Below are 22,964 nucleotides of genomic sequence, written 5' to 3' on the forward strand. Positions count from 1 at the left end.
ATAGGTGAAGATCTCCACGGTGGCCACCTCCCTCACGTTCCTCGAATCGACTGGACCAACCCCCGTGAGCAGCCGGAATGGCGCCGCTCGCGTGGTGTGTTCTGAGGCTATTCCTCGCCCGGGGGCGAGGGCAAACGAATTTACGACGAGATTTCGAAAGTTTTCTCCGGGCAGACGTCGTCCACCCCCGCGCCCCCCACCAACGCCAACACCGACTCCCCGTACAGGCCCAGCTTGCGGGGGCCGATACCGGCGATGGCGATCAATTCCTCCGATCGGCCGGGTCGTCGCTCGGCCAGCGCGATCAGCGTCGCGTCGGTGAAGACCACGTACGCCGGGACCTTCTGCGCCCCGGCGACCCGCTGCCGCCACTCGCGCAGCCGTTCGTGCAGCTCATCGTCGATGTCGGACGGGCAGGTGGGGCAGCGGCCGAGCTTGCGGTCCGGGCCGGCGAGCAGGGTGGCGCCGCAGATCCGGCAGGAGACGATCTGGGTTCGACGCCGCTCGGGGCGGCGGGCCGGACCAGCGCCGCTGACGGCCCGTTCGGTGCCGCCGGAGCGGTCGAGCTGGGGCAGGAACCGCGACGGCCGCCGGGCTCGCCCGCCCGGCGAGCGCGCGGCGGCGTACGACAACCAGAGCCACTGCCGCGCGCGGGTGATCCCGACGTAGAGCAGCCGACGCTCCTCCTCGACCTGCTCGACGGTCTTGGCGTAGGTGGTTGGCAGGGTGCCCTCGGCGAGGCCGACCAGGAAGACGGCGTCCCACTCCAGCCCCTTGGCCGAGTGCAGCGACGCGAGGGTCACCCCGTCCACCGTCGGTACGTGCTGCTGGGCGGCCCGACGGGCCAGTTCCTCGGTGAAGTCGGAGAGGGTGACGGGGCGCTCCACCGACGCGGCCTCACCGATCGGCACGACCTCGGGGGTGGCCGCGTACTCCTCGGAGAGCTGGACCAGCGCGGACAGCGCCTCCCACCGCTCGCGGGCGGCGCCACCGGCCGGGGGTGCGTCGGGGGCCCAGCCGACCGCGGTGAGGGCCTCGACGACGGCGGCCGGCAGCGGAGTCTCCCCCGGGATGGAGCGGGTGGCAGCACGCAACGCGACCATCGCCTGGCGCACCTCGGCCCGCTCGAAGAACCGTTCGGCGCCCTGCACGACGTACGGCACCGCGGCCTCGGTGAGCGCCTTCTCGTACGCCTCGGACTGCGCGTTGATCCGGAACAGCACGGCGATCTCCTTCGCCGGTGTGCCCGCGTCGATCAGCGACCGGCAGCGTGCGGCCACCGCGTTCGCCTCGGCCGGCTCGTCGGTGAAGATCCGCAGATCCGGCTCGGGGCCGGGTGGGCGTTGCCCGCTCAGCTCCAGCCGCAGCCGCGCCTCGGTGCCCCGGGCCTGGGAGATCACCGCGTTGGCGAGCCCGACCACCTGCGGCGTGGAGCGGTAGTCGCGGACCAGCCGGACCACGGTGGCGCTCCGGTACCGGCGGGGGAAGTCGACCAGGTACGCCGAGGTCGCCCCGGTGAACGAGTAGATCGTCTGGCTGGCGTCACCGACCACGGTGAGGTCGTTGCGTCCGCCCAGCCAGGCGTCCAGCAACCGCTGCTGCAGTGGGTTGACGTCCTGGTACTCGTCGACCACGAAGTGCCGGTACTGGCCGCGGACCTGCTCGCCGACATCCGGGTGCTCCTCGATGCCCCACACCGCGGCACGCAGCATGTCCTCGAAGTCGATCACGCCGTTCGAGCGTTTGAGCTGCTCGTACGCGGTGAACACCTCGGCGACCTTCGCCGGCTCGTGCGGTGTGTCGCGCAGCGCCCGGGCCGCGGACACCACGTAGTCCGTCGGCTCGACCAGGGACGACTTGGCCCACTCGATCTCGCCGGCCAGGTCGCGCGCGGCGGCCCGGTCGGTGCGCAGGCCGACCCGGGCCGCGGCGAGGGTGACCAGCCGTACCTTGCTGTCCAGCAGTTCGGGCATGGCGCGGCCGGCCAGCAGGCGGGGCGCGAAGTATCGCACCTGGCGCAGCGCCGCCGCGTGGAACGTGCGGGCCTGGACACCACCCACCCCGAGCACGGTGAGCCGGCTCCGCATCTCGGCGGCGGCGCGGGCGGTGAAGGTGACCGCGAGCACATGCCGGGGGGAGATCTCGCCGGAAAGCGCCCGATGGGCGATCCGGGAGGTGATCGCCCGGGTCTTGCCGGTGCCGGCGCCGGCCAGGATGCAGACCGGGCCGGCGGGTGCGGTCACCGCGGAGCGTTGCTCCGGGTCCAGCCCGGCGAGCACCTGTTCCGACGCTGAGTGAACCACCACAACCAGGAATCATCTCAGCTCCTCCGAGCGTTGCAGCGAACAGCCTCGGCTTGATCCGCAAGCCGCGGCCGGAGGAGTTGGAGGATCCGACCATGCTGACGATGTATTCCACCCCCTGGTGCGGCTACTGCCACCGGCTCAAGTCGCAGCTCGACCGGGAAGGCATCGGGTACGAGGTGGTCGACATCGAGCAGGACCCGGAGGCCGCGGAGTTCGTGATGCGCGTCAACGGCGGCAACCAGACGGTGCCGACGCTGCGCTTCGCCGACGGCAGCGCCCTGACGAACCCCTCGATCACTCAGGTCAAGCAACACCTGGAGACCCTCAACGCCTGACCGACCGGGTCATTCTCGACGAGCGGTCGTCCCACTTGGGGCGGCCGCTCGTCGTGTCCGGTATCGGTCACCCTGGCGTACGCCGGTGGGTGCCGGTCGTCACCGGCCGGTCGGCGTCCTCGGTTGACCGCCGGGGCGCCGGGAGGGTCGGGCGGGTCGGCGGCGTGGGCGGGCGGGTGCCGGCTGGCGCGCTCAGGTGCCGACCCCGCCAGAGGTAGCTGCCGGCGGCCAGCGTGGCCACTCCGACCAGCGCGAACAGCACCCGGTAGTCCAGGAACCCGACCAGCAGGGCGCCCGCCCCGATGGAGAGCGCCTGCGGCCCGCTGACCACGGCCTGGGTGGCCGCAGCCACCCGACCGACCAGCGCGGGCGGGGTCCGGCGCTGGATCAGCGTGTGCAGCCCCACCATCGTCAGCGGAAGCGAGACGCCGGCCAGCAGCACCGCGGCGAAGGCGAGCCGGAGATCGGGGTACGCGAGCACGAGCGCGGCCGGGGAGAAGAAGGCCACCCCGGCGGCCAGGGTGCCGACCTCCCCGAGCCGGCGGACCAGCGCCGGTGAGCAGAGCCCGCCGAGCAGCCCGCCCACACCCTGCACGGTGACCAGCACTCCCACGAACGCGGCGTCACGGTTCAGCCCCTGGTCGACGTAGGCGAAGATGAGCGACTCGCTGAAGCCCATCACCAGCGACCCGAGCCCGTAGCCGAGCAGGGCCCGACGCAGAGCCGGCTCGCCGGCCAGGTGCCGCAGACCGGCGCCCAACTCGGCGGGCCAGCGCAACCGCATGGTCGGCGGCACCTGTTGCGGGGTGGGCAGCGCCGTCACCACCGCCGCCGCGGTCAGAAATCCGACCATGCCGATCCCGGCCAGCGCCCACCCACCGAGGGCCGCGTAGAGCGCCGCGCCGGCCAGCGGGCCGATCAGCCGCATCCCCTGGCGTACGGTCTGCAGCACGCCGTTCGCCTCGGCCAGCAGCTCGACCGGTACCAACTCCCGGATGAGCCCACTGAGCGCCGCGCCGAGTGTGATGGAGGACAGGCCATACAGGGCCGCCACCAGGTAGACGATCCACACGTCACCGGCGTCCGCGACGGTGAACAGCGGGGTGAGCAGCGCCGCGGTGACCACGTTCGCGGCGACGAAGAACGGCCGGCGTGGGCAGCGGTCGACGAACCAGCCGATCAGCGGCGCCAGCGTCATCGGGGCGACGACGGCGAAGATGGTGCCGCCGGCGAGCCCGTTGGAGCCGGTCAGATCCTTGACCCAGATAGCGAGCGCGAGCAGCAGGATCGACTCGGCGGTCATGCTGGCCAGCAGGCCGCCGAAGAGCAGGCGGAAGTCGGGTCGGCGCAGGACGGTGCGCATGAGGGGTTCCTCCGGCGGGATGGCGTGCCCGGCTGGGCATGGTCGACGGGGCTGCGACCGCAGGTCCGTCGTCATCCGGCGTACCTGTGGTCCATTTTTCGCAAGACACGCCCCCGCCGGTACCTCCGACGCCGGTCGCGCCGTCCATACTGACCGTGGGGGGCGAATTTCATACAGTTACCGTCGCGTCTGCGGCGGTCGACGGGAAAGAGGACACTGTGCCTCCTGCCTCACCCGGCCCGATCATGCGTCGTCGACGGTTGGGCGTAGACCTGCGCCGCCTGCGCGAGGCTGCGGGCCTCACCGGTGACCAGGTCATCGAACGAATCGGTTGGGCGTCCGCGTCCAAACTGTCCCGCCTGGAGAACGGCCGCAGTCGGCCGGACCCGCAGGACGTCGGGGTTCTGCTCGACCTCTACGGTGCCGACGCGGCGGTGCAGGAAGAGTTGCTCGCGTTCGCTGAGGCCGGCGACATCAAGGTCTGGTTGAAGAACTTCCCGGTGATGACGCAGCAGCAGCGCAGCTGGGCCGAGTTGGAGGCGGGCTGCGCGGAGATTTCCGAGTACAACCCGGTGTTGGTGCCGGGCCTGTTGCAGACCCCCGAGTACGCGCAGGTCCGGATCGTCTCGGCTCGCGAGGTGAGCGCGGGCGCCGGTGAACCGGAGCCTGGCGACGAGCCCGAGACCGAGGTCCAGGCGCGAATGGCCCGCCAGTCGCTGCTCACCCGGGAGCCACACGCGCCGCGCTACACCGCGGTCCTGGAGGAGGCGGCCCTCGTCGGCCGCCGCGCCGGGCCGCCGGAGGTGCTGCGCGAGCAACTGGTCCAGCTCTGCCATCTGGCGCAGCTACCCAACGTGACTCTGCACGTACTCCTGCGGGACACCCAGGTGGGCAATTGGTACCTTCCGCCGACCGCGTTCTCCGTCTACCGGTTCGCCGACCCCCTCGATCCGGAGACATTGGCCATCGAAGGTGGCTTCACCGACGTCATGTCGACCGAGGCGATCACGCTAAATAGCTATAAAGTGGTGTTCGAGTGGCTATGCACGGCAGCACTTAGCAAATCGGACACCCTCTCTTGGCTGATCGAGGCGACGGGGCGGCTGACCGAGGCGGTGCCCCCATCCACAGTGGCGTTCGGGCCGGCAACGGCGCCGACCCAACGCCGCCGTGATTCGGGGCGGCTGACGGACCGGTGATCCACGGGGGACCCTCCGTCGGGGCGTGCGGCACCACTCGTCCCATCGGATCGGTTCACATCAGGAGCAGAACCATGAACGACATCCGCACAACGCCGTCCGTCTCCGCCCACTCGTTGGCGGACGCCCCGTGGCGTACCAGCACACGCAGCCAGACCTCCAACTGCGTGGAGGTCGCCCCACTGGCCACCGGCCCGTCTGCGGTCGCGCTGCGCGACAGCAAGGACCGAGGCGGCCCGGTGCTGTTGTTCAACCGGGCCGGCTGGCTCGGCTTCATCACCGGAGCGAAGAGTGGCCAGTTCGATCTGAACTGACCCGGTGACCCGGACGGGGCCGTCGGCGTATGCCGGCGGCCCCGTCTCGTTTGCCCGCCCACGCCCGCTGAGCAGCCATCGGATGATCGGACGAGGCTCAAAACCGATAGGCGCGTTTGCGTTGCTGGAATGAACACGCGGCGTAACATGGCCCTCGAATACGTGGAACTTCCACACTGGCTCATCTCGCGGTTCATCCGGAGACCCTCATGCGGTTCCTGATCGTTCGCACCGACATCCGCACCGTCGCCGACGGGGACATCGCCGCCGCCTGGGCGGACGGCCATCGACTTCGCGACGAGACGACCACGCCCGAGCCGCGACGGCAGATCGTGCACGCCGAGGACCGGGACGCCGCACTACTGCTGGCCCGCGCCCTGGCCACGGTCGGCGCGGTCCGCGCCGGCAAGCAACGGGTCAAGGTCCTGCCGCTGAGCGAGCCCCGACCCGCCTTCCGCAACAGACCAGGCCGCACCGGCCCCTGATTGCACCGGACGTCCGTCGTGGTCGGACCGGCTCCCCCGCCGCGTTACTCGCACCCGCCGACCACGACGGCCCGTGTTCCCGGCCCGTGACCGCCGCGGCAACGGCGGCCACGGGTCGGGACCGTGCTCACCGGTCGGCGTCCACCCAGCCGTCCAGCCAACGGTGGATGAGAAACAGCGCGATCGACGACGGTGGCGGCAGGATCAGCCGGGCCCCGTCGCCCACGTCCACCGTCTGCCCGGCCAGCGCCGCACCGATCTCCCGGCGGGAGAACCACCGGGCGTACGCGATCTCGGACGGGTCGACCTGCACCGGATCGGTCGGGTCCGCGGTGGCCAGGAAGCCGAGCATCAGCGAACCGGGGAAAGGCCACGCCTGGCTGCCCACGTACCCGATGCGCTCGACGGCGATGCCCACCTCCTCGCGGACCTCGCGCAGCACGGCGGCCTCCGCCGACTCGCCCGGCTCGACATAGCCGGCCAGGCAGGAGTAGCGCCGACCACCCGGGGTGCCCGGCCAACTGGCGTTGTTGCCGAGCAGGCAGCGCCCGTCCGGGCCGTCCACGCCGTCGTGCACCAGCACGATCATCGCCGGATCGGTACGCGGCCAGATCCGCCCACCGTTGCGGTCCACCCGGGACCAACCGGCCTCGTCCATCGCGGTCGGTGCCCCGCTGCTCGTCGAGTAGCCGTGCCGGGTGTGCCAGTTCACCAGCGCCAGCGCGGTGGTGAAGATGCCGGCCTCCCGGTCGGCGAGCAGGTGACCCACCTCGCGCAGGTTGACCGCCCGGGTCCCCGGTAGCTCCGGCAGCGGCGCGTCGACCGCGAAGACCGGCACCCCGTCCGGCTCGACACCGAGGAACATCGCCGTCGACTCGGACCCGGCGGGCACATCCGCCGAGCCGAACAGCACCAACGCCGGAGGCGACGTGCCCGCACGGGCCAGCGTCCGCCCCTCGTTGGTCGAGTCGAGCAGCAGCACCCGGGCACGCAGCCACGCCTCGGTCAACCACTGCGCGTCACCCCGCCGGTGTGCCGCCCGATCCAGCGTGGTCCGGGCCAACGGCGGCGCCGCCTCCCCGCTCACGACAACGGCTCGGTGTGGACGGTGGTCAGCGCGGACAGCCCCGGCGTGACCCGCTCTGCGTCGCCGAGCACCACGATCGCCGCACGGGCCGGCGCAAGGTATCGGGCCGCCGCCTGCGCGACGTCATCGATGCTCGCCTTCGCCAGCCTCGCCGCGTACTCGGCGAGGAAGTCCAGGCGCAGCCCGTTGCCCGCGTACGCGCTGGTCAACGCCGCCAACCCGGCCTGGGTCGACATGCCGAGCTGGAGGGTGCCCAGGGCGTACTGACGGGCCTGCTCCAACTCCTCCGGCTTCGGCGGCAGCGACGCCAGCCGACCCAGCTCGTACGTCGTCTCGAGCAACGCCGGGCCGGTCACCTCGGTGGCCACCTCGGCGGCGGCGACCAGCACCGACCCGGCGACCGAGTGCTCGATCCCCGAGTGCGGGCCGTACGTGTAGCCCTTGTCCTCGCGGATGTTCTCCACCCACCGGGAGGAGAAGTAGCCGCCGAAGATCAGGTTGGCCAGTTGCAGCGGGGCGTGGTCGGGGTCCGTGCGGGACACCGCCGGAAGCGCGATCCGCAGCGAGGACTGCACCGAGCCGGGCCGGTCGACCAACAGCAGGGGCCCCGGCTCCAGCGGCGGGGTCGCCGGCAACTCGGCGGTGCGCCCAGCGCCCGCCCAACCGCCGAGGGCGCGCTCGGCCGCGTCCAGGGCCTTCTCCGGCTGCACGTCGCCGACCAGCACCAACTGCGCACCGGCCGGGTGAACACGCTCCGAGTGCAGGGTGCGCAGCGCCGCCGGCCGGACGGCGCGGATCTGGCCGGGCTCCGGGGTCTGGGTCGCGTACGGGTGCCGGCCGTAGACCCGCTTCAGCAGCGCCTCTCGGGCCAGGTGCGCCGGCTGACTCTGCGCCACCTGGATCCGGTCGACAAGTCGGTCCCGTTCGGTGGCCACCTCGTCGCTGGGATAGCTGGCGCTGGTCAGCACCTCGGCCAACAGCTCCAGCATCCGGTCCAGACCAGTGACCAGGCCGGCACCGGAGAGCATCAGCCGGTCCGGGTCGACGCCCGCGGAGAGCCCGCCACCCACCTTCTGCAACTCGGCGGCGATCTGCACGCTGGTCATCGACTCGGTGCCGGACAACATGGTCTGCGAGAGCATCGCACCGCGGGCCAGGTGGACCCGACCGAACGGGACCCAGAGCCGCAACTCGACCAGGGGCACGGCGGGCCGGCGTACGGCGATCACGGTGAGGCCGTTGCGCAGCGTGCGCTCGGCCTGCTTGGGCACCTTGAGCTTGCGGGTCGGGCCGAGCGGGGGCAGCGTTCGTGGCCCGGCGGAAGCGGTGGTGGCAGTAGCAGTGCTCATCGGGCGCCTCCGGCAATGACCTCGATCGCGGCCCGGCGCTCCGGGCGCAGGGTGGCCGCGGCGGCCCGGACCTGCTCCTCGGTGACCTCGCCGACCAGCCGGGGCAGCTCGTTGAGCAGGCCCGGTTCGCCGCGTTGCTGCTCCAGCACCGCCATCCGCAGCGCCCGGCCGAGCACCGCGTCGGTGTCCCGTAGCAGGTGGGTCGCCATCCGGGCCTGGGTACGGGCCAGCTCGCCGTCGGTCAACCCGTCGCTGGCCAGCCGGTCCAGCTCCTCGTCGATGGTGCGCAGCACCTTGTCCACGTCTCCCCCGGGTGGCAGGTGCGCCTGCAACAGCAGTGCGGTGGGATCGCGTACGTCGAACGGGTCGCCCATGAAGCCGAGGTAACCGCCGAGGCTGGTCACCGTGCGGTCACGCTGCACCAGGCGCTCGACCAGCCGCGACGCGTCGCCGTCGGTGAGCACCTCGGCCAGCACCACGTACGGCAGGTAGCCGGCGAAGTCGGTGATCGGGTCGGGCACCCGCCAGGCGCCGGCCACCGCCGGCAGCGGTGCCAGGGCATCGGTGTACGAGGTACGCCGCTCGGCGGTCAGGTCGGGCTCGGTGAAGTCGGGCCGCTGCGGAGCCGGCCGGGCCGGGACGTCGCCGAAGTGGCGGTTGACCAGTTCGGTCGCCTCGGCCACGTCGATGTCACCGCTGACGGCGAGGACCGCGTTGCCGCTGGCGTAGTAGCGGCGGAAGAAGTCGGCGGCGTCGGCGACGGTCGCCGACTCCAGATCGTCGAAGGAGCCGTAGCCGTCGTGCGCGTTCGGGAAGGTGTCGAACATGACCGGCGGCAGGGTCAGCCAGGGGAAGCCGCCGTACGGCCGGTTGAGGACGTTGACCCGGATCTCCTCCTTGACCACGTCGACCTGGTTGCGCAGGTTCTCCTCGGTCAGCCGGGGGCCGCGCATCCGGTCCGCCTCCAGGAACAGCGCGCGTTCCAGCGCGTTGCTCGGCAGCGTCTCGAAGTAGTCGGTGTAGTCCAGGTGGGTGGAGCCGTTGAAGGTGCCACCGGCACCCTGCACATGCCGGAAGTGGGCCAGCTTCTCCAGGTTTTCCGAGCCCTGGAACATCAGGTGCTCGAAGAGATGGGCGAAGCCGGTGCGCCCCTCCGGCTCGGAACGGATGCCGACGTCGTAGACGACCGCCACCCCGATCACCGGTGCACTGCGATCGGGGGTGAGCACCACCCGCAGGCCGTTGTCGAGGGTGAACCGCTCGACCGGATACTTCGTCGCTGGAATTCTGGATCTCCGCGCCGCCACGGAACCGACCCTAGCGCGTCGGCACCGCCGCCACCCGCGACCTCCCCGGAGCCGCCGCCACCGGGGCGGTGACCAGGGGCAGCACCTCGGCGCCGACCCGCTCGGCCTCCTCCCGGTGCGGCCACCCGGAGAGGACGAATTCGTCGACGCCGAGCGAGGCGTACTCGTCGATCCGGGCCGCGACCTCGGCGTAGCTGCCGACCAGCGCGGTGCCGGCGCCCTCGCGGACCAGGCCGACGCCGCCTCCCTGCCCGTGCCCTAGCAAGCTGGTAGGAAATACCGACATATCTGAGACGCGGCTTCCCGTCATCTGGACGGACCTTGACGCTGACCAGCGCCTGGCCCACTCTTCCTACCAACTAAGTAGGAATACTGCGGATTGGATGGACGATGAGACGGCTCCCCCTGCGCCGGTTGGTCACCCTGGCCACCCTCACCGCCGTCGGCGCGGCGACCCTCGGCAGCACCGCCGCGTGCGGCGACGACAGCGACGGCACGGGTGGCAGCTCCGGCCCGGTGACGCTGCGTCTCGGCTACTTCCCCAACATCACCCACGCGCCGGCGGTCGTCGGCGTGGAGAAGGGCATCTTCGCCGAGAAGCTCGGTGCCGACGTCAAGCTGGACCCGAAGACCTTCAACGCCGGCCCGGAGGCCATCGAGGCCGTCTTCTCCGGCGCGTTGGACGCCACCTACATCGGTCCGAACCCGACCGTGAACGCCTTCTCCAAGTCCAAGGGGGAGGCCGTCCGGGTCATCTCCGGCGCGGCCTCCGGCGGCGTGGCGCTGGTCGTCAAGCCCGCCATCACGGGCGTGCAGGACCTGAAGGGCAAGAAGATCGCCACCCCGCAGCTGGGCAACACCCAGGACGTGGCGATCCGGTACTGGCTCAAGCAGCAGGGTCTGACCACCACCAAGGAGGGTGGTGGCGACGTCAAGATCGTCCCGCAGCAGAACGCCCAGACCCTGGAGACGTTCCGAAGCGGCGCGATCGACGGCGCCTGGGTGCCCGAGCCGTTCGTCTCGCAACTCCTGAACGCCGGCGGCAAGCTGCTCGTCGACGAGCGCGACCTCTGGCCGGACAAGAAGTTCGTCATCACCAACCTGCTGGTCAGCACGAAGTTCCTCAAGGCACACCCGGACGTGGTGCAGAAGCTGGTCGACGGCCAGGTGGCCGCCAACGAGTTCGTCAACACCAAGCCCGACGAGGCCCAGCAGGCCATCTCCGATGCGATCGGCAAGATCACCGGAAAGCCGCTGGACCTGAAGCTGATCAAGCAGGCGTGGCCGACGTTGGAATTCACCAACGACCCGATCCCCTCCTCCCTCAAGGCCGGTCTCGACCACGCCGTCGAGGTCAAGCTGACCGACCCGGTCGACCTCAAGGGCCTGTACGACCTCAAGTACCTCAACAACGCGCTCAAGGCGGCTGGCAAGCCCGAGGTCGTCCAGCCATGACGTCGACCACGACGACACCGGGAAGCGCGACCACCGCGGTCGCGCTCTCCGGCGTGACCAAGGTGTACGGGCGCGGGGCGAACGCCGTCCTGGCCCTGGACGGTGTGTCGCTGGACGTCGCGCCCGGCGAGTTCGTCTGCCTGGTCGGCGCGTCCGGCTGCGGCAAGAGCACCCTGCTCAACCTGGTCGCCGGGCTGGACCGGGTCAGTGGTGGACAGATCACCCTGGCCGGCGACGCCAACCCGGGCCTGATGTTCCAGGAGCCGGCGCTCTTCCCGTGGCTGACCGTCGACGCCAACGTGGAGGTGCCGCTGAAGCTCCGCCGGCTGCCCCGGGCCGAGCGCCGCGAACGGGTCGCCGAGCTGCTGCGCACGGTGCACCTGGCCGACTTCGGCCGCAAGCGCCCGCACGAGCTCTCCGGCGGCATGCGGCAGCGGGTCGCACTGGCCCGCACCCTGGCCCTGGAAACCCCGGTGCTGCTGATGGACGAGCCGTTCGGCGCGCTGGACGCGATGACCCGCGACATCCTGCACGACGAGCTGGAGCGGATCTGGTCCGAACGCAAGCTCTCGGTGCTCTTCGTCACGCACAACGTCCGCGAGGCCGCCCGACTGGCCGACCGGATCATCCTGCTCTCCAGCCGCCCCGGCCGGATCATCTACTCCACCGAGGTGGACATCCCGCGCCCGCGGCGGATCGACTCCCCCGAGGTCGCCGCCATCGCCGCCGAGGTCACCGAGCGGCTCCGTACGGAGGTGGGCCGCCATGGCCAGTGACACCCTCACCAGTTCGGCGCGTACCGACGCGGAGATCTCCGGCCTCGACGCGCTGGAGATCGCCGGCCGGGACAAGGAGGTCACCCGGGGCGCCCGCATCTGGGCGGCCACCTGGCCCAAGTTGGCCGCGCTGGCCATCGCCATCGCCGTCTGGCAGCTCGTGGTCCTCTCGGGCTGGAAGCCGCCGTACTCCCTGCCCGGGCCGCTGGAGGTCGGCCGCGAGCTGATCGCCCAGGCCCAGGGCCCGCAGCTCTGGGACGGCCTGCTCACCACGTTGCGGCGGGCCGCCCTCGGGTACGTCTTCTCGGTAGCCGTCGGCCTGCTGCTGGGCTTGGCGGTGGCCCGGTCCACGGTGCTGCGCGCCGCCATCGGCTCGATGATCACGGCGTTGCAGACCATGCCGTCGATCGCCTGGTTCCCGCTGGCCATCCTGCTCTTCGAGCTGAGCGAGAAGGCGATCTTCTTCGTGGTGGTGCTCGGAGCGGCGCCGTCCATCGCCAACGGCGTGATCTCCGGTGTGGACTACGTGCCGCCGCTGCTGCTGCGGGCCGGCCGCAACCTGGGTGCCCGAGGGCTCAACCTCTACCGGTACGTCATCGCACCCGCCGCCCTGCCCGCGATCGTCGCCGGGCTGAAGCAGGGGTGGGCGTTCTCCTGGCGCAGCCTGATGGCCGGTGAACTGCTCGTGGTCGGCATCTCGCAGACCTCGCTGGGTGCCCAGCTGACCTACTCCCGCGAGCTGTCCGACGCGCCCTGGCTACTCTCCACCATGATCGTCATCCTGGTGCTCGGTCTGGTCGTGGACGCCGCCTTCGGTGCGGCGGACAAGGCGATCCGGCGGCGCTGGGGCGTGCTCGACCAGGCGGGCAACTGACCCGTGTACGTCTCCGCGCGCAGCGACTATGCGCTCCGGGCGATGCTCGCCGTCGCCGCCGGTACCAGCGGTGCCAGCGGCAACGGTGACGGCGGTGGTGGTGGCGGTGGTGGCGAACTGGTGAAGGCGGCCAGCCTGGCCGAGGTGCAGGACATCCCGCTCAGCTTCCTGCAGGGCATCCTGCTCGACCTGCGCCGCGCGGGCCTGCTGCACAGTCATCGCGGCGCTGACGGCGGGTACACGCTGACCCGCCCAGCCGACGAGATCACCGTCGGGGACGTGTTACGCGCGGTCGGCGGCACGCTCACCACGGTGCGGGGCCTGCCGGCCGAGCGTGCCGGCTACCACGGGGTGGCCGCGGGGCTCACCGATGTCTGGCTGGCGGTGCACGGGGCGATCGCCACGGTGGTCGACAGCACCACCCTGGCCGATCTGCTCACCCGCCCCCCGACCGACCACGCCTCCACCACGTCGTGAACGGCAGAGGCGATGTGGTCGGGTCGGCGCCCCGCCGACCCGACCACACCTCGTACCGATCCTGACCGGGCCTGCCCCTCCGCCGGCACCGGTCGGCCGGCCACTGCTCAGCCCACGTGTGCGACAACCGGGCCGGAGCTCGGGTCGCCAGGGCTGTGCAGCTCCACCAGACCAGCGGGAGCGTTACCCGCCGAGGTGGCGTGCCAGGGTGCGAAGGCCGCGGCCATGGCGAGCAACAGACCGGCGAGCGCGACCGCGACCACCAGGATCAGTTCGCGCAGCGCACCCGAGCCGGCTTCGCCCGCCATGGTCACCCCTCCCGCGCCGGGCCCCCCGCCCGACTTTCCCCCGCTGGTCAGCTTCGACCACGGACAGCCGGCACACAGTCGGCCAGCCGACCCAGCCGAGGCTGATTACCGACTCAGACGAGTGGGCCGGACGGCGCGGCGGACCGGCCGGACGGTTCGACGAGCGGACCAGGTGGCCCGGCGACCGGACCGGGCGGCCAACCCACCGGCCCGGATCCCCCACAGACGAACCGACCCGCCCAGCCGAAGCGGAGCGGGTCGGACGGCGCGTAGAAGATCAGACGGTACGCGGGCGGCGCGGGCGGCGGGACCGACCCGACGCGCGGTGCGCCGGCCGGGCGGCGCCGTCGGCGACCGGGCCGCCAGAGGTGCGTACCCGACCAGCGGGTACCGGCGGGGCAACGATGGTCACCGGCACACCGGACGGCTCCCGAGCACCGGTCACCCGGGCCAGCGCCTCGCCATCGGAGCGCACCTGGACCGACTCGGGCCGAATGCCGGCGGTGGCCATCAGCCGGGACACGTCCCGGCGCTGCTCCGGCAGGACCAGGGTGACCACGGAACCGGACTCGCCGGCCCGGGCGGTCCGGCCGCCGCGGTGCAGGTAGTCCTTCGCCTCGGTCGGCGGGTCCACGTTGACCACCATGTCCAGGCCATCCACGTGGATGCCCCGGGCCGCCACGTCGGTGGCGACCAGAGCGGTCACCTGGCCGTTGCGGAACTGCTCCAGGATGCGGGTGCGCTGCGGCTGGGACTTGCCACCGTGCAGCGCGGCCGCGCGTACCCCCTTGGAGAGCAACTGGCGGGCGAGCCGGTCGGCGCGGTGCTTGGTGCCCATGAACAGGATGGTGCGGCCCTCACGGGCGGCGATCCGGGTCAGCGCGTCTGGCTTGTCCGCGGCCTCGACGTGCAGCACGTGGTGGGTCATCGCGGTGACCGTGGCGGTGCCCGGGTCGACCGAGTGGGTGACCGGGTTGCTCAGGAAGCGGCGGACCAGCCGGTCCACGCCGCCGTCCAGGGTGGCGGAGAAGAGCATCCGCTGCCCCTGCGGTGCGACCTGCTCCAGTAGCTTGGTGACCTGCGGCAGGAAGCCCATGTCGGCCATCTGGTCGGCCTCGTCCAGCACGGTGATCTCGACCTGGTCGAGCCGGGCGTCGCCTCGGTTGATCAGATCGTGCAGCCGGCCGGGGGTGGCGACGACCACCTCGGCGCCGGCACGCAGTGCGTCCGCCTGCCGCTGCAGCGACAGACCGCCGACGACGGTGGCGCAGCGCAGCCCGACGCCGCGGGCGTACGGGGCCAGCGCGGTGGTGACCTGCTGGGCCAGCTCGCGGGTCGGCACCAGCACCAGGGCCAGCGGACGACCCGGGCGGGCCTTACGGCCGGCGGTGCGCGACAGCAGCGGAAGCCCGAAGGCGAGGGTCTTGCCGGAGCCGGTACGGCCCCGGCCCAGCACGTCCCGGCCGGCGAGCGAGTCGGGCAGCGTCGCCGACTGGATCGGGAACGGCTCGGTGATGCCCTGCGCGGTCAGCACGGTGAGCAGCGCCGGCGCCAGACCGGTATGAGCGAAAGAAGGAATAACTGTGGTCATGCGGAAGCCTTCCTCGACGCGGCACGTGTCGAGGGAGGGCGCCGAAGTCGGCGCTGTCACCGGCGGCGAGAAGGCAGCCAGGACTCACAAGCACGAACCGATTGGAGTACGGGCCGGCCCGCCGCCGGGCCGCCGCCTGCGTGCGCAGGCGGCGGCGGGGCGGGCCGGTCCCGTCACCGTCACACCCGGAGGGCGCGACAGGTAATGCTGACCGATCCGAAGATCAGAGCGGGCGGATGTTCTCCGCCTGCGGGCCCTTCTGGCCCTGGGTCACCTCGAACTCGACCCGCTGGTTCTCGTCCAGGCTCCGGTAGCCGGAGGACTGGATCGCCGAGAAGTGGGCGAAGACGTCAGCGCCGCCGCCGTCCGGGGTGATGAAGCCGAAGCCCTTGTCAGCGTTGAACCACTTCACGGTGCCAATAGCCATGTGTTTCGTCTCCTTGACGGAACGTCGGACACGCACTTGTTGCGTGCCCGAAGAGGAGCGCTCCGCGCGGGGATGCGCGAATCGCCTGTCGCTTCTGGTCGCCCCGCCCGGAGAACTCCGGACACAACAAAGAGCGCCTGGGGCCACAATCCCGCCAGGCGCACACAGAGTCTCTGGTAACCAAAACTGCAACCCGGTCAACCTACCACGGATTTCCCCGCCCGGGTCAATGTTGGGCGGAATCTTCGGGCAACTGGGCGATCATCGCCGTGAGCCCCGTCACGTCCAGCAGGTCGGCGGGCCGGACCGTCACCCCGTGCCGGACGTAGTGGAACGCCGCGCCCACCCGGTCGACCGGCACACCGGCCAGATCCGCCCAGGCCAGCCGGTACACGGCCAACTGCACGGCGGCCACCTCCGCCGCCGGCCCGGTGGGTTGCGCCCCGGTCTTCCAGTCGACCACGTCGAACCGCCCACCCGGACGGGCGAAGACCGCGTCCATCCGCCCCCGCACCACGACCCCGCCGATCACCGTCGCGAAGGGGACCTCCACCTCCACCGGTGACCGGTCGGCCCACTCGCTGGCCAGGAACCGCTCCTGGAGCTCGGCCAGCGCCTCGTCGGGCGCGGCATCCGCGTCGGCCGCACCGGGCAGCTCGTCCAGGTCCAGGAGGCGGTCCGCGCCGAAGCGCTGCTCCAACCAGGCGTGGAACGCGGTGCCTCGGCGGGCGTACGGGTTCGGCTCGGCTGGCACCGGGCGGCGCAGCGTACGGGCCAGCGCCGCCGGGTCGCGTCGCAACGCGACCAACTGGGTGACGCTCAACTGCCCGGGCAGGGCCACCTCGACCGCACCGGAGAGCCGAGTCAGCTCGGCCCGCTCGGCCAGCAGCAGGTCCGCCTCGCGCTGCCAGCGCGCCACCTCCGGATCCACCTCCGGCTCGGTCTCCGGCTCGACCGACCCGGCGACCACCGAACTCGGGCCATCGGTCAGCAGACGGCGCACCAGCCCGGCCGCCTCGGCCAACGCCGGCCGGCGGCCGCCCAGTGGATCGGCCGGCCACTCCGCGCGGAGCACCACCTCGGCCGTGGGGTTCGTCGCATCCGGGGTCGGTTCCGGCGCCCACGCGTCGATCAGGTGCCCCGGCCCGCCGTCGAGGCAGGCATCGTGAATCTCGCGCAGGAAGACCGACGGACCGCGCGGCCGCTTCGTGCCCTCACCCCACCAGTAGCCCGAGCAGAGCAGCAGCCGGCGCGGTCGGGTGACCGCCACGTACGTCAGCCGGCGTTCCTCCCGCTCGTCGTGGGCCCGCCACGCATCGGTGAAGTCGGTGACCGCCCGAGCCACCGCCCGCTGGTCGGCCGCCTCGTCGAGCGCCAACTCGGGCAACCCGTCGGCGTCGCCACGCAGCGGAAACGGCAACACGCCCAGCCCGCCCAGCCAGTGGTCGGAGTTGCGTACCGGCCCCGGCCACAACCCGCGGCTCAGCCCCGCCACCGCCACCACGTCCCACTCCAGGCCCTTCGCGGCGTGCGCGGTGACCACCTGCACCGCGCCCTCCACCACCTCGACCTCACCCGGCGCCAGACCGCGCTCCTCGTCCTCGGCGGCGGCCAGGTAGGACAGGAAGCCGGACAGGGTCGCACCCGGCGTCTCCCCGCTGAACCGGGCCGCCACGTCACCGAGCGCGTCGAGGTGACCCCGGGCCAGGCCGGCATCGCCGGCGCCGTCCCGGCCGGCCCGCACCGCGACCTCCACGTCCAGGCCGATGGTCCGCTCGATGTCCGCGATCAGATCCGGCAGGGCCTGGTCCAGCCGGTAGCGCAACAACGCCAGTTCCATGCCGTACGCGCGCAGCCGCGCGAAGCCCTCCGCCGAGTACGCCTGCGCCGGCCCGAGATCGGCCAGCGCCTCCACCAGGGTCGCCTCGTCCAGAAGGTCGGGGGTGATCTCCGAGGTGTCGTCGGCGGCCAACTGACGGCGGGCGTTGGCGATGGCCCGTGCCCGTCGGTGCAACGCCACCAGGTCACGCGGCCCGATCCGCCAACGGGCGCCAGTGAGCAACCGCAGCAGCGCGGCACCGTCGGTCGGGTCGGCCAGCACCCGCAACGTGCAGACCACGTCACGTACCTCGGGGGTGTCCAGCAGGCCGCCGAGCCCGACCACCTCCACCGGGAGGCCGCGCTCGCGCAGCGCCGACTCGATCGCCGGAATCTGGCTGCGGACCCGGACCAGCACGGCAGTCGTCGGGCGCTGCGCCACCGGGATGTGCTCGGGGGCGGCGCCCGGCATCCGGGCCGCGCCGCGCCAGGCGGCGAGCACACTGTCGGCGATCCAGTCCGCCTCGTCCGCGTACGTCGTCAGCATCGCGCAGTGCACCGTGCCACCCGCGGCCCCGCCGGGGCTGCGATGCGGGATCGGGTCCCGGACGGTCAGCGCGGAGCGCAGCTCCGGCACCCGGGCACCCGCCGCCCGCAACGGGGTCGACAGCGCGTTGGCAACCCGCAGGATCTCCGGGCGGTTACGCCAGCTCGTGGTGAGCCCCAGCGCCTGGGCCGGCTGACCGTCGACGCGGGCGAACTCGGCGGGGAACCGGTCCAGTGTGCCGGCGCTGGCACCCCGCCAACCGTAGATCGACTGGCAGGGGTCGCCCACCGCCGTCACCGGGTGCCCGCCCCCGAACAACGCGTTGAGCAGCACCACCTGGGCGTGACTGGTGTCCTGGTACTCGTCGAGCAGCACCACCCGGAACCGGTCCCGCTCGATCTCGCCGACCGCCGGGTGATCCCGGGCCACCCGAGCCGCCCGCGCGAGCTGGTCGGCGAAGTCCATCGCCTCGAAGTCCAACTTGCGCCGGGCGTACGCCCGCACCAGCGGCAGCAGGCGTAGCCGGGTCTGCTGCAGGGTGAGCGCCTTGCGCACGTCGGCGTACACCCGGCCCGGCCGGGACTGCACCTCGGCGAAGAACCGACCGGTCCAGGCCGCCAACCCCTCCGGCGCGACCAGGTGCTCGTCCAGCTCCCCGGCGAGCGCCAGCACCGCGTCGGTGATGGTGCTCGGCATCCGGTCCACCTCGGACATGTCGCCGTCGTAGTTACGCACCAACAGGTCGACCAACTGCCACCGGGACGCCTCGGTGAGCAGCCGGGTGGACGGCTCGTAGCCGGCCCGCAACCCGTGCTCGGAGACGATCCGCCCCGCGTACGAGTGGTACGTGGAGACGGTGGGCTCACCGGCGAGCGGATCGTCCAGCGGGTCACGACCCTGCCGGCCAACTCTGCGGATCAGCTGATCGAGCCGCGTACGGACCCGGTGGGCCAGCTCGCCGGCCGCCTTACGGGTGAAGGTCAGCCCGAGGATCTGCTCCGGGCGCACGTACGAGTTGGCCACCAGCCAGACCACCCGCGCGGCCATCGTCTCGGTCTTGCCCGAGCCGGCGCCGGCGACCACCAGCAGCGGCTCCACCGGGGCCGCGATGATCGCGGCCTGTTCCCGGGTGGGCGCCGGCAACCGCAGCAGCTTGGCCAACTCCACCGGCGTGTACCGGGGGCCGGAGTCCGCCAGCCGGGGCGCCGGCGCGGGACCGGTGCCGAACAGGGTGGGCTGGCTCACGGGTTCTCCGGACCTCGGACGGTGGGCGGCTCGACGACCTGACGCCCCTGCCCGGAGACCGGGCAGCTGGTGCGTACCGGGCAGACCCGGCACTTCGAATTGGCCACCGCGGCAAACGTGGCGGCTGCCATCGTATCGGCGGTCCGCCGGACCAGCGCGGTCGCCCAACCGGCCGCGGGCCCTTCACCTGCCGCCGGCTGGTTCTGTTCCCTGGCGTCCTTGGCGGAGGTGCCGAGCTGCACCAGCGCCGCACCCCCGGACTCGTCACCGAACTCGGCGAACGCCCCCGCCTCCACCGCGGCCTGGTACGCGCCGAGCTGCGGGTGCTCGGCCAACTCGGTGCCGGTGACAGCGGTGGACTTGCCGGTCTTCAGGTCGATCACCACGAGCCGCCCGGCCTCGTCGACCTCCAACCGGTCGACCCGACCGGTCAGGTCGACCGGCCGGTTCGGGTCGTCCAGGCGGACCGCGAACTCGTGCTCGATGGCGAGCAGTCGACGCGGATTGGTGGCCAGCCAGCGCAGCAGCTTGTCGACCATCGCCTCGGCCCGCTCCCGCTCCGGCCCGGCCATCCACCGGGCCGCCAGCTCGATCGCGTCGAACCGGGCGGCCACATAGTCGAGCAGAGCGCCCCGGTCGGCGCTGGCGTCCTCGGCGAGCATCGCGGCGGCGTGGACCAGGTTGCCCACCCCCTGCGCCGTGCTGGTCGGACCGCTGCCGCCGTGCCGTTCCAGCAGCCACCGCAGGCTGCAGCGCAGTGCGCTCTCCATCGCCGACGGGGTGACCCGCACCGGATCCCCCTCGTCGACGAGTGGCCGATCGTCGGAAAGCCCGCGCAGCCCCCACCAGTCGTCGGGGTGCGCACCGGGAACCCCGGCGGCGGCGAGCCGGGCCAGCTCGGCCGCCGCGGCGCGCCGCCGGCCCGCCGGGGCGGCCGGGTCGGTGATGGCGGTACGCAACTCGGCCACCAGCGCCGGCAGGGTGAGCGCCCGAGGCGGGCGGGTCACCGGCAGCGCCCCGGGACGGTCGCCCTCGCCGTCGCCGTCGCCCTCGCCGCTGGTTAGGTTGTTGGTCGCGCCGCTGGTTGGGCTGCTGGTCGGGCCGCTGGTTGGGTTGTTGGTCGCGCCGTTGGCTGGGCCGTTGGTTGGGCTGCTTCCCGCGCCCTCGGTTGCGCCGTGGGACGCGTCCTCGATTGCGCCGTCGCCCGAGGTCGGGGCACCTGCTGATCCGCTGGCGGAGTCCACCGACTGCGGGCCGGTACGCGGACCCGGCGGCGCGGTCGGGTCGACCGGCCCGGCTGCGCTGGGCGGTGTGGGCGGCGTGGTGGGGCCCAGCTCGTGCAGGAACCGGCTCGGCTGCTCCTCGTGGTCGTCACCGCCGACGGCGGCCGATGCCACGGCACTGACGAGCAACCGATGCCGGGCCCGGCTGATGGCGACGTGGAAGAGCCGGCGTTCCTCGTCCAGCAACGCCGATGTCTGGCCCACCACGTTCGCCGCGGTAGCACCGTCGACAGACCGGCCGGCCAGCACGTCGACCAGCCGCTCGGAGCCGAGCAGACTGCCGCGCAGTCGTAGGTCCGGCCAGATGCCCTCCTGCACACCGGCCACCGCGACCAGGTCCCATTCCAGGCCCTTCGCCGCATGTGCGGTGAGCAGACGTACCGCCGCGCCCCGGTCGGCCGTCGGCGCGATGGTGTCGGCCGGCAGGTCCTGGGCGAGCACATGGTCGAGGAAGACCTCGGTGCGGGCACCGGGCAGCCGGTCGGTGAACCGAGCCGCCGCGTCGAAGAGCACCAGCACGGCATCCAGGTCGCGGTCGGCCGCCTCGGCTCGTCGCCTCCGGGCCAGGTCCCCCTCGCCGGCCGCCGGCCGCCCCTGATTGATCGCGCCCGCCCAACGCTCGGCGAGCCCACTGGCGTGCCACACGGCCCAGAGCACGTCCTCCGCGGTCGCACCGGGCCGGGCGGCGGCTTCGCGGGCGATGGCCAGCAGCCCGGCCACCGCCTGCGCCGGCTCCGCCCAGCGCCGGTCGATGTCGGCCAGTTCCTCCGGATCGCGCAACGCTTCGACGATCAGCTCCCCGGAGGGGCGTCGGTCGCCGCCGGCCAGCGCGAGCACACGCAGGCCCTGCCGCAGCCGCCGCTCGGCCAGCGGGTCGGCGCCGCCGAGCGACGAGTGCAGCAGCGCGACCGCCGCCTCCTCGTCAAGCCGGTCCGGCTCCAACGCGCAGCGCAGCAGGAGCAGCAGCGGCGCGACCGCCGGCTGCAGGTGCAGGGGCAGATCCTCGCCGTGCACCACGGTGGGTACGCCGGCAGCGTGCAGTGCCCGTCGCAGGGTGGGCAGTTGCAACGCGGTGGACCGCACCAGCACGGCCATCCGCGACCAGGGCACACCGTCGAGCAGGTGGGCCGAGCGCAACGCGTGGGCCAGCCAGGCGGCTTCGCTGGTCGCCGAGCGGAACGTGTGCACCTCGACCACTCCGGGTGGCGCGTCCGGCAGCGGGTGCAGCCGGCGGTGCGCGGCCGGGCCACGCAGCCGGCGGCCCAGCCGGGCGATCGCGGCGAGCAGAGCGGGCCCGGCCCGGTACGACGTGGTCAGCAGCACCTGCGCGGCCGGCGCTCCGGAAGCGGTCCGGAAGCGGTGCGGGAACGTCGTCACCCCGGCCGGGTCGGCGCCCCGGAAGGCGTACGTGGAGGAATCCGGATCGGCGAACGCGACAAGCGACTTGCCTCCGCCGGCGATCACCGAGAGCAGCTCCAGTTGGGCGGGATCGGTGTCGGCCAACTCGTCCAGGTACACGTGGGCGAGCCGGCGGCGCTCGGCGGTCAGCAACTCCTCGTCGTCGCGCAGCAGACCGGTGGCCGCCCGGACCAGCTCAGCCGGGTCGTACGCGATGGAGCCCCGGTTGCTGACGTCGCGCAGCGCGAGCACGGCGACGTACTCCCGCAGGAAGCGGGCGGCGGCCGGCCAGTCGGCGCGGCCGAGCTTCTCGCCCAGCCGGGCCAGCTCGACCGGGCCCACGCCGCGTTCGGCGGCGCGCATGAGCAGGTCGCGCAGCTGACCGGCGAAGGCTCGGGTCCGTAGGGCCGGGCGCAGGTCGGTCGGCCAGCCGACCGGGTCGTCCTCGGGCTCCTCGCCCACGACGTCCAGCAGCTCACGGATGATCAGATCCTGCTCGGGACCGGTGAGCAGCCGGGGCGAAGGCTCGCCTCGTTCGGCGGCGGCTCGGCGGAGCAGCCCGAAGGCGTACGCCGGGAAGGTGCGCACCAGCGGCTCGCGGAGCACCCGGTGGCCGTCCCGCGTGACGCGGGCCTCGATGCGCTGCCGTAGCGCGGTAGCGCCTCGGCGGCCGAAGGTCAGCACCAGGATCCGTTCGGGGTCGACCCCCTCGGCCACCCGGGCGGCGACCGCCTCGACCAGCGTGCTGGTCTTGCCGGTGCCCGGGCCGCCGAGCACCAGCATCGGCCCGTCGGTGTGCCCGACCACCTCCGCCTGCACCGCGTCGACCCGCAGACCCGCCCCGTCGGTGGGCAGGACAGCACCCATGGACGCGCCACCACCGCCAACGACGGCACCACCGTCCATCGCGGTGCCAACGTCGGCCACGGTGCCGCCGCCCGGCCCGCCCCCCGGCGCCGACCCCCCGGCCCGCCGCACCAACCGGTACGCCTGCATCAGCTCATCCCATCACGCCCATAC

Annotated in this window: 18 protein-coding genes and 1 pseudogene; 8 read left to right on the forward strand and 11 right to left on the reverse strand. The window is 72.6% G+C overall.

Translation table 11 applies throughout. The features are described 5' to 3' along the window. Nucleotides 1–140 precede the first annotated feature (140 nt). Nucleotides 141–2,306, reverse strand: coding sequence for an ATP-dependent DNA helicase UvrD2 (locus tag C7C45_RS10810; protein ID WP_110563492.1), 2,166 nt, complete (start codon nt 2,304–2,306; stop codon nt 141–143). A 92-nt stretch (nt 2,307–2,398) separates the two neighbouring features. Between C7C45_RS10810 and C7C45_RS10815 the strand changes: the two genes are divergently transcribed. After that, the gene (locus C7C45_RS10815) at nt 2,399–2,641 is read left to right on the forward strand and encodes a mycoredoxin (protein ID WP_110563603.1); all 243 of its coding nucleotides are present in this window, start codon (nt 2,399–2,401) and stop codon (nt 2,639–2,641) included. 67 nt (nt 2,642–2,708) lie between these two features. Here the strand turns inward: C7C45_RS10815 and C7C45_RS10820 are convergent, their stop codons facing one another. Next, entirely contained in the window at nt 2,709–4,004 is a 1,296-nt protein-coding gene (locus C7C45_RS10820; RefSeq protein WP_110563493.1) for an MFS transporter, read from the reverse strand. A 218-nt stretch (nt 4,005–4,222) separates the two neighbouring features. Here C7C45_RS10820 and C7C45_RS10825 point away from each other — a divergent pair, with 218 nt between their 5' ends. The 3 genes from C7C45_RS10825 (at nt 4,223) to C7C45_RS10835 (ending at nt 6,002) form a co-directional block, all read left to right on the forward strand. Next, entirely contained in the window at nt 4,223–5,203 is a 981-nt protein-coding gene (locus tag C7C45_RS10825) for a helix-turn-helix domain-containing protein (RefSeq protein WP_110563494.1), read from the forward strand. 74 nt (nt 5,204–5,277) lie between these two features. Next, entirely contained in the window at nt 5,278–5,517 is a 240-nt protein-coding gene (locus C7C45_RS10830; protein WP_110563495.1) for a DUF397 domain-containing protein, read from the forward strand. A 209-nt stretch (nt 5,518–5,726) separates the two neighbouring features. Next, a complete protein-coding gene (locus C7C45_RS10835; RefSeq protein WP_110563496.1) occupies nt 5,727–6,002 on the forward strand; it encodes a hypothetical protein in 276 nt (91 codons plus the stop codon). A gap of 127 nt (nt 6,003–6,129) precedes the next feature. Here the strand turns inward: C7C45_RS10835 and nudC are convergent, their stop codons facing one another. The 4 genes and pseudogenes from nudC to C7C45_RS10855 all read right to left on the reverse strand — a co-directional run. Next, nucleotides 6,130–7,089, reverse strand: a complete 960-nt coding sequence (gene nudC / locus C7C45_RS10840) for an NAD(+) diphosphatase (RefSeq protein ID WP_110563497.1) — start codon at nt 7,087–7,089, stop codon at nt 6,130–6,132. Then, on the reverse strand, nt 7,086–8,438 hold the full coding sequence (locus tag C7C45_RS10845; RefSeq protein ID WP_110563498.1) for a M16 family metallopeptidase: 1,353 nt from the start codon (nt 8,436–8,438) through the stop codon (nt 7,086–7,088). The genes nudC and C7C45_RS10845 overlap by 4 nt, the downstream gene beginning before the upstream one ends. Next, on the reverse strand, nt 8,435–9,745 hold the full coding sequence (locus C7C45_RS10850; protein ID WP_110563499.1) for a M16 family metallopeptidase: 1,311 nt from the start codon (nt 9,743–9,745) through the stop codon (nt 8,435–8,437). The genes C7C45_RS10845 and C7C45_RS10850 overlap by 4 nt, the downstream gene beginning before the upstream one ends. 10 nt (nt 9,746–9,755) lie before the next feature. Further along, a pseudogene (locus C7C45_RS10855) lies at nt 9,756–9,986 on the reverse strand (alkanesulfonate monooxygenase); the annotation flags it as partial. Between the two features lie 149 nt (nt 9,987–10,135). On the opposite strand from C7C45_RS10855, the gene C7C45_RS10860 reads away from it, so the two are divergent. From C7C45_RS10860 to C7C45_RS10875, 4 genes are read left to right on the forward strand one after another with little or no spacing between them, the layout of a single operon-like run. Beyond that, nucleotides 10,136–11,200, forward strand: a complete 1,065-nt coding sequence (locus C7C45_RS10860; protein ID WP_110563500.1) for an ABC transporter substrate-binding protein — start codon at nt 10,136–10,138, stop codon at nt 11,198–11,200. Next, nucleotides 11,197–11,976, forward strand: a complete 780-nt coding sequence (locus C7C45_RS10865; protein WP_110563501.1) for an ABC transporter ATP-binding protein — start codon at nt 11,197–11,199, stop codon at nt 11,974–11,976. Before C7C45_RS10860 ends, C7C45_RS10865 begins: the two co-directional genes overlap by 4 nt. Then, entirely contained in the window at nt 11,966–12,850 is an 885-nt protein-coding gene (locus tag C7C45_RS10870; protein ID WP_110563502.1) for an ABC transporter permease, read from the forward strand. Before C7C45_RS10865 ends, C7C45_RS10870 begins: the two co-directional genes overlap by 11 nt. 3 nt (nt 12,851–12,853) lie before the next feature. Then, complete coding sequence (locus C7C45_RS10875) at nt 12,854–13,327, forward strand: RrF2 family transcriptional regulator (RefSeq protein WP_110563503.1); 474 nt, start codon at nt 12,854–12,856, stop codon at nt 13,325–13,327. A gap of 107 nt (nt 13,328–13,434) precedes the next feature. On the opposite strand, the gene C7C45_RS10880 is transcribed toward C7C45_RS10875, so the two are convergent. From C7C45_RS10880 to C7C45_RS10900, 5 genes are all read right to left on the reverse strand, one after another. Further along, nucleotides 13,435–13,635, reverse strand: a complete 201-nt coding sequence (locus C7C45_RS10880) for a hypothetical protein (protein ID WP_110563504.1) — start codon at nt 13,633–13,635, stop codon at nt 13,435–13,437. A gap of 277 nt (nt 13,636–13,912) precedes the next feature. Further along, the gene (locus tag C7C45_RS10885) at nt 13,913–15,226 is read right to left on the reverse strand and encodes a DEAD/DEAH box helicase (protein ID WP_110563505.1); all 1,314 of its coding nucleotides are present in this window, start codon (nt 15,224–15,226) and stop codon (nt 13,913–13,915) included. Nucleotides 15,227–15,449: 223 nt separating this feature from the next. Then, nucleotides 15,450–15,653: a transcription antiterminator/RNA stability regulator CspE gene (cspE, locus tag C7C45_RS10890; RefSeq protein WP_007464836.1), complete on the reverse strand. Its 204-nt coding sequence runs from the start codon at nt 15,651–15,653 to the stop codon at nt 15,450–15,452. A 226-nt stretch (nt 15,654–15,879) separates the two neighbouring features. After that, nucleotides 15,880–19,263: an ATP-dependent helicase gene (locus tag C7C45_RS10895; RefSeq protein WP_110563506.1), complete on the reverse strand. Its 3,384-nt coding sequence runs from the start codon at nt 19,261–19,263 to the stop codon at nt 15,880–15,882. Next, a complete protein-coding gene (locus C7C45_RS10900; RefSeq protein ID WP_110563507.1) occupies nt 19,260–22,940 on the reverse strand; it encodes a PD-(D/E)XK nuclease family protein in 3,681 nt (1,226 codons plus the stop codon). Before C7C45_RS10900 ends, C7C45_RS10895 begins: the two co-directional genes overlap by 4 nt. Nucleotides 22,941–22,964 lie beyond the last annotated feature (24 nt).

Origin of the sequence: Micromonospora arborensis, assembly GCF_003205615.1 — a bacterium.
In the GTDB taxonomy this organism is placed as follows: Bacteria; Actinomycetota; Actinomycetes; order Mycobacteriales; family Micromonosporaceae; genus Micromonospora; species Micromonospora arborensis.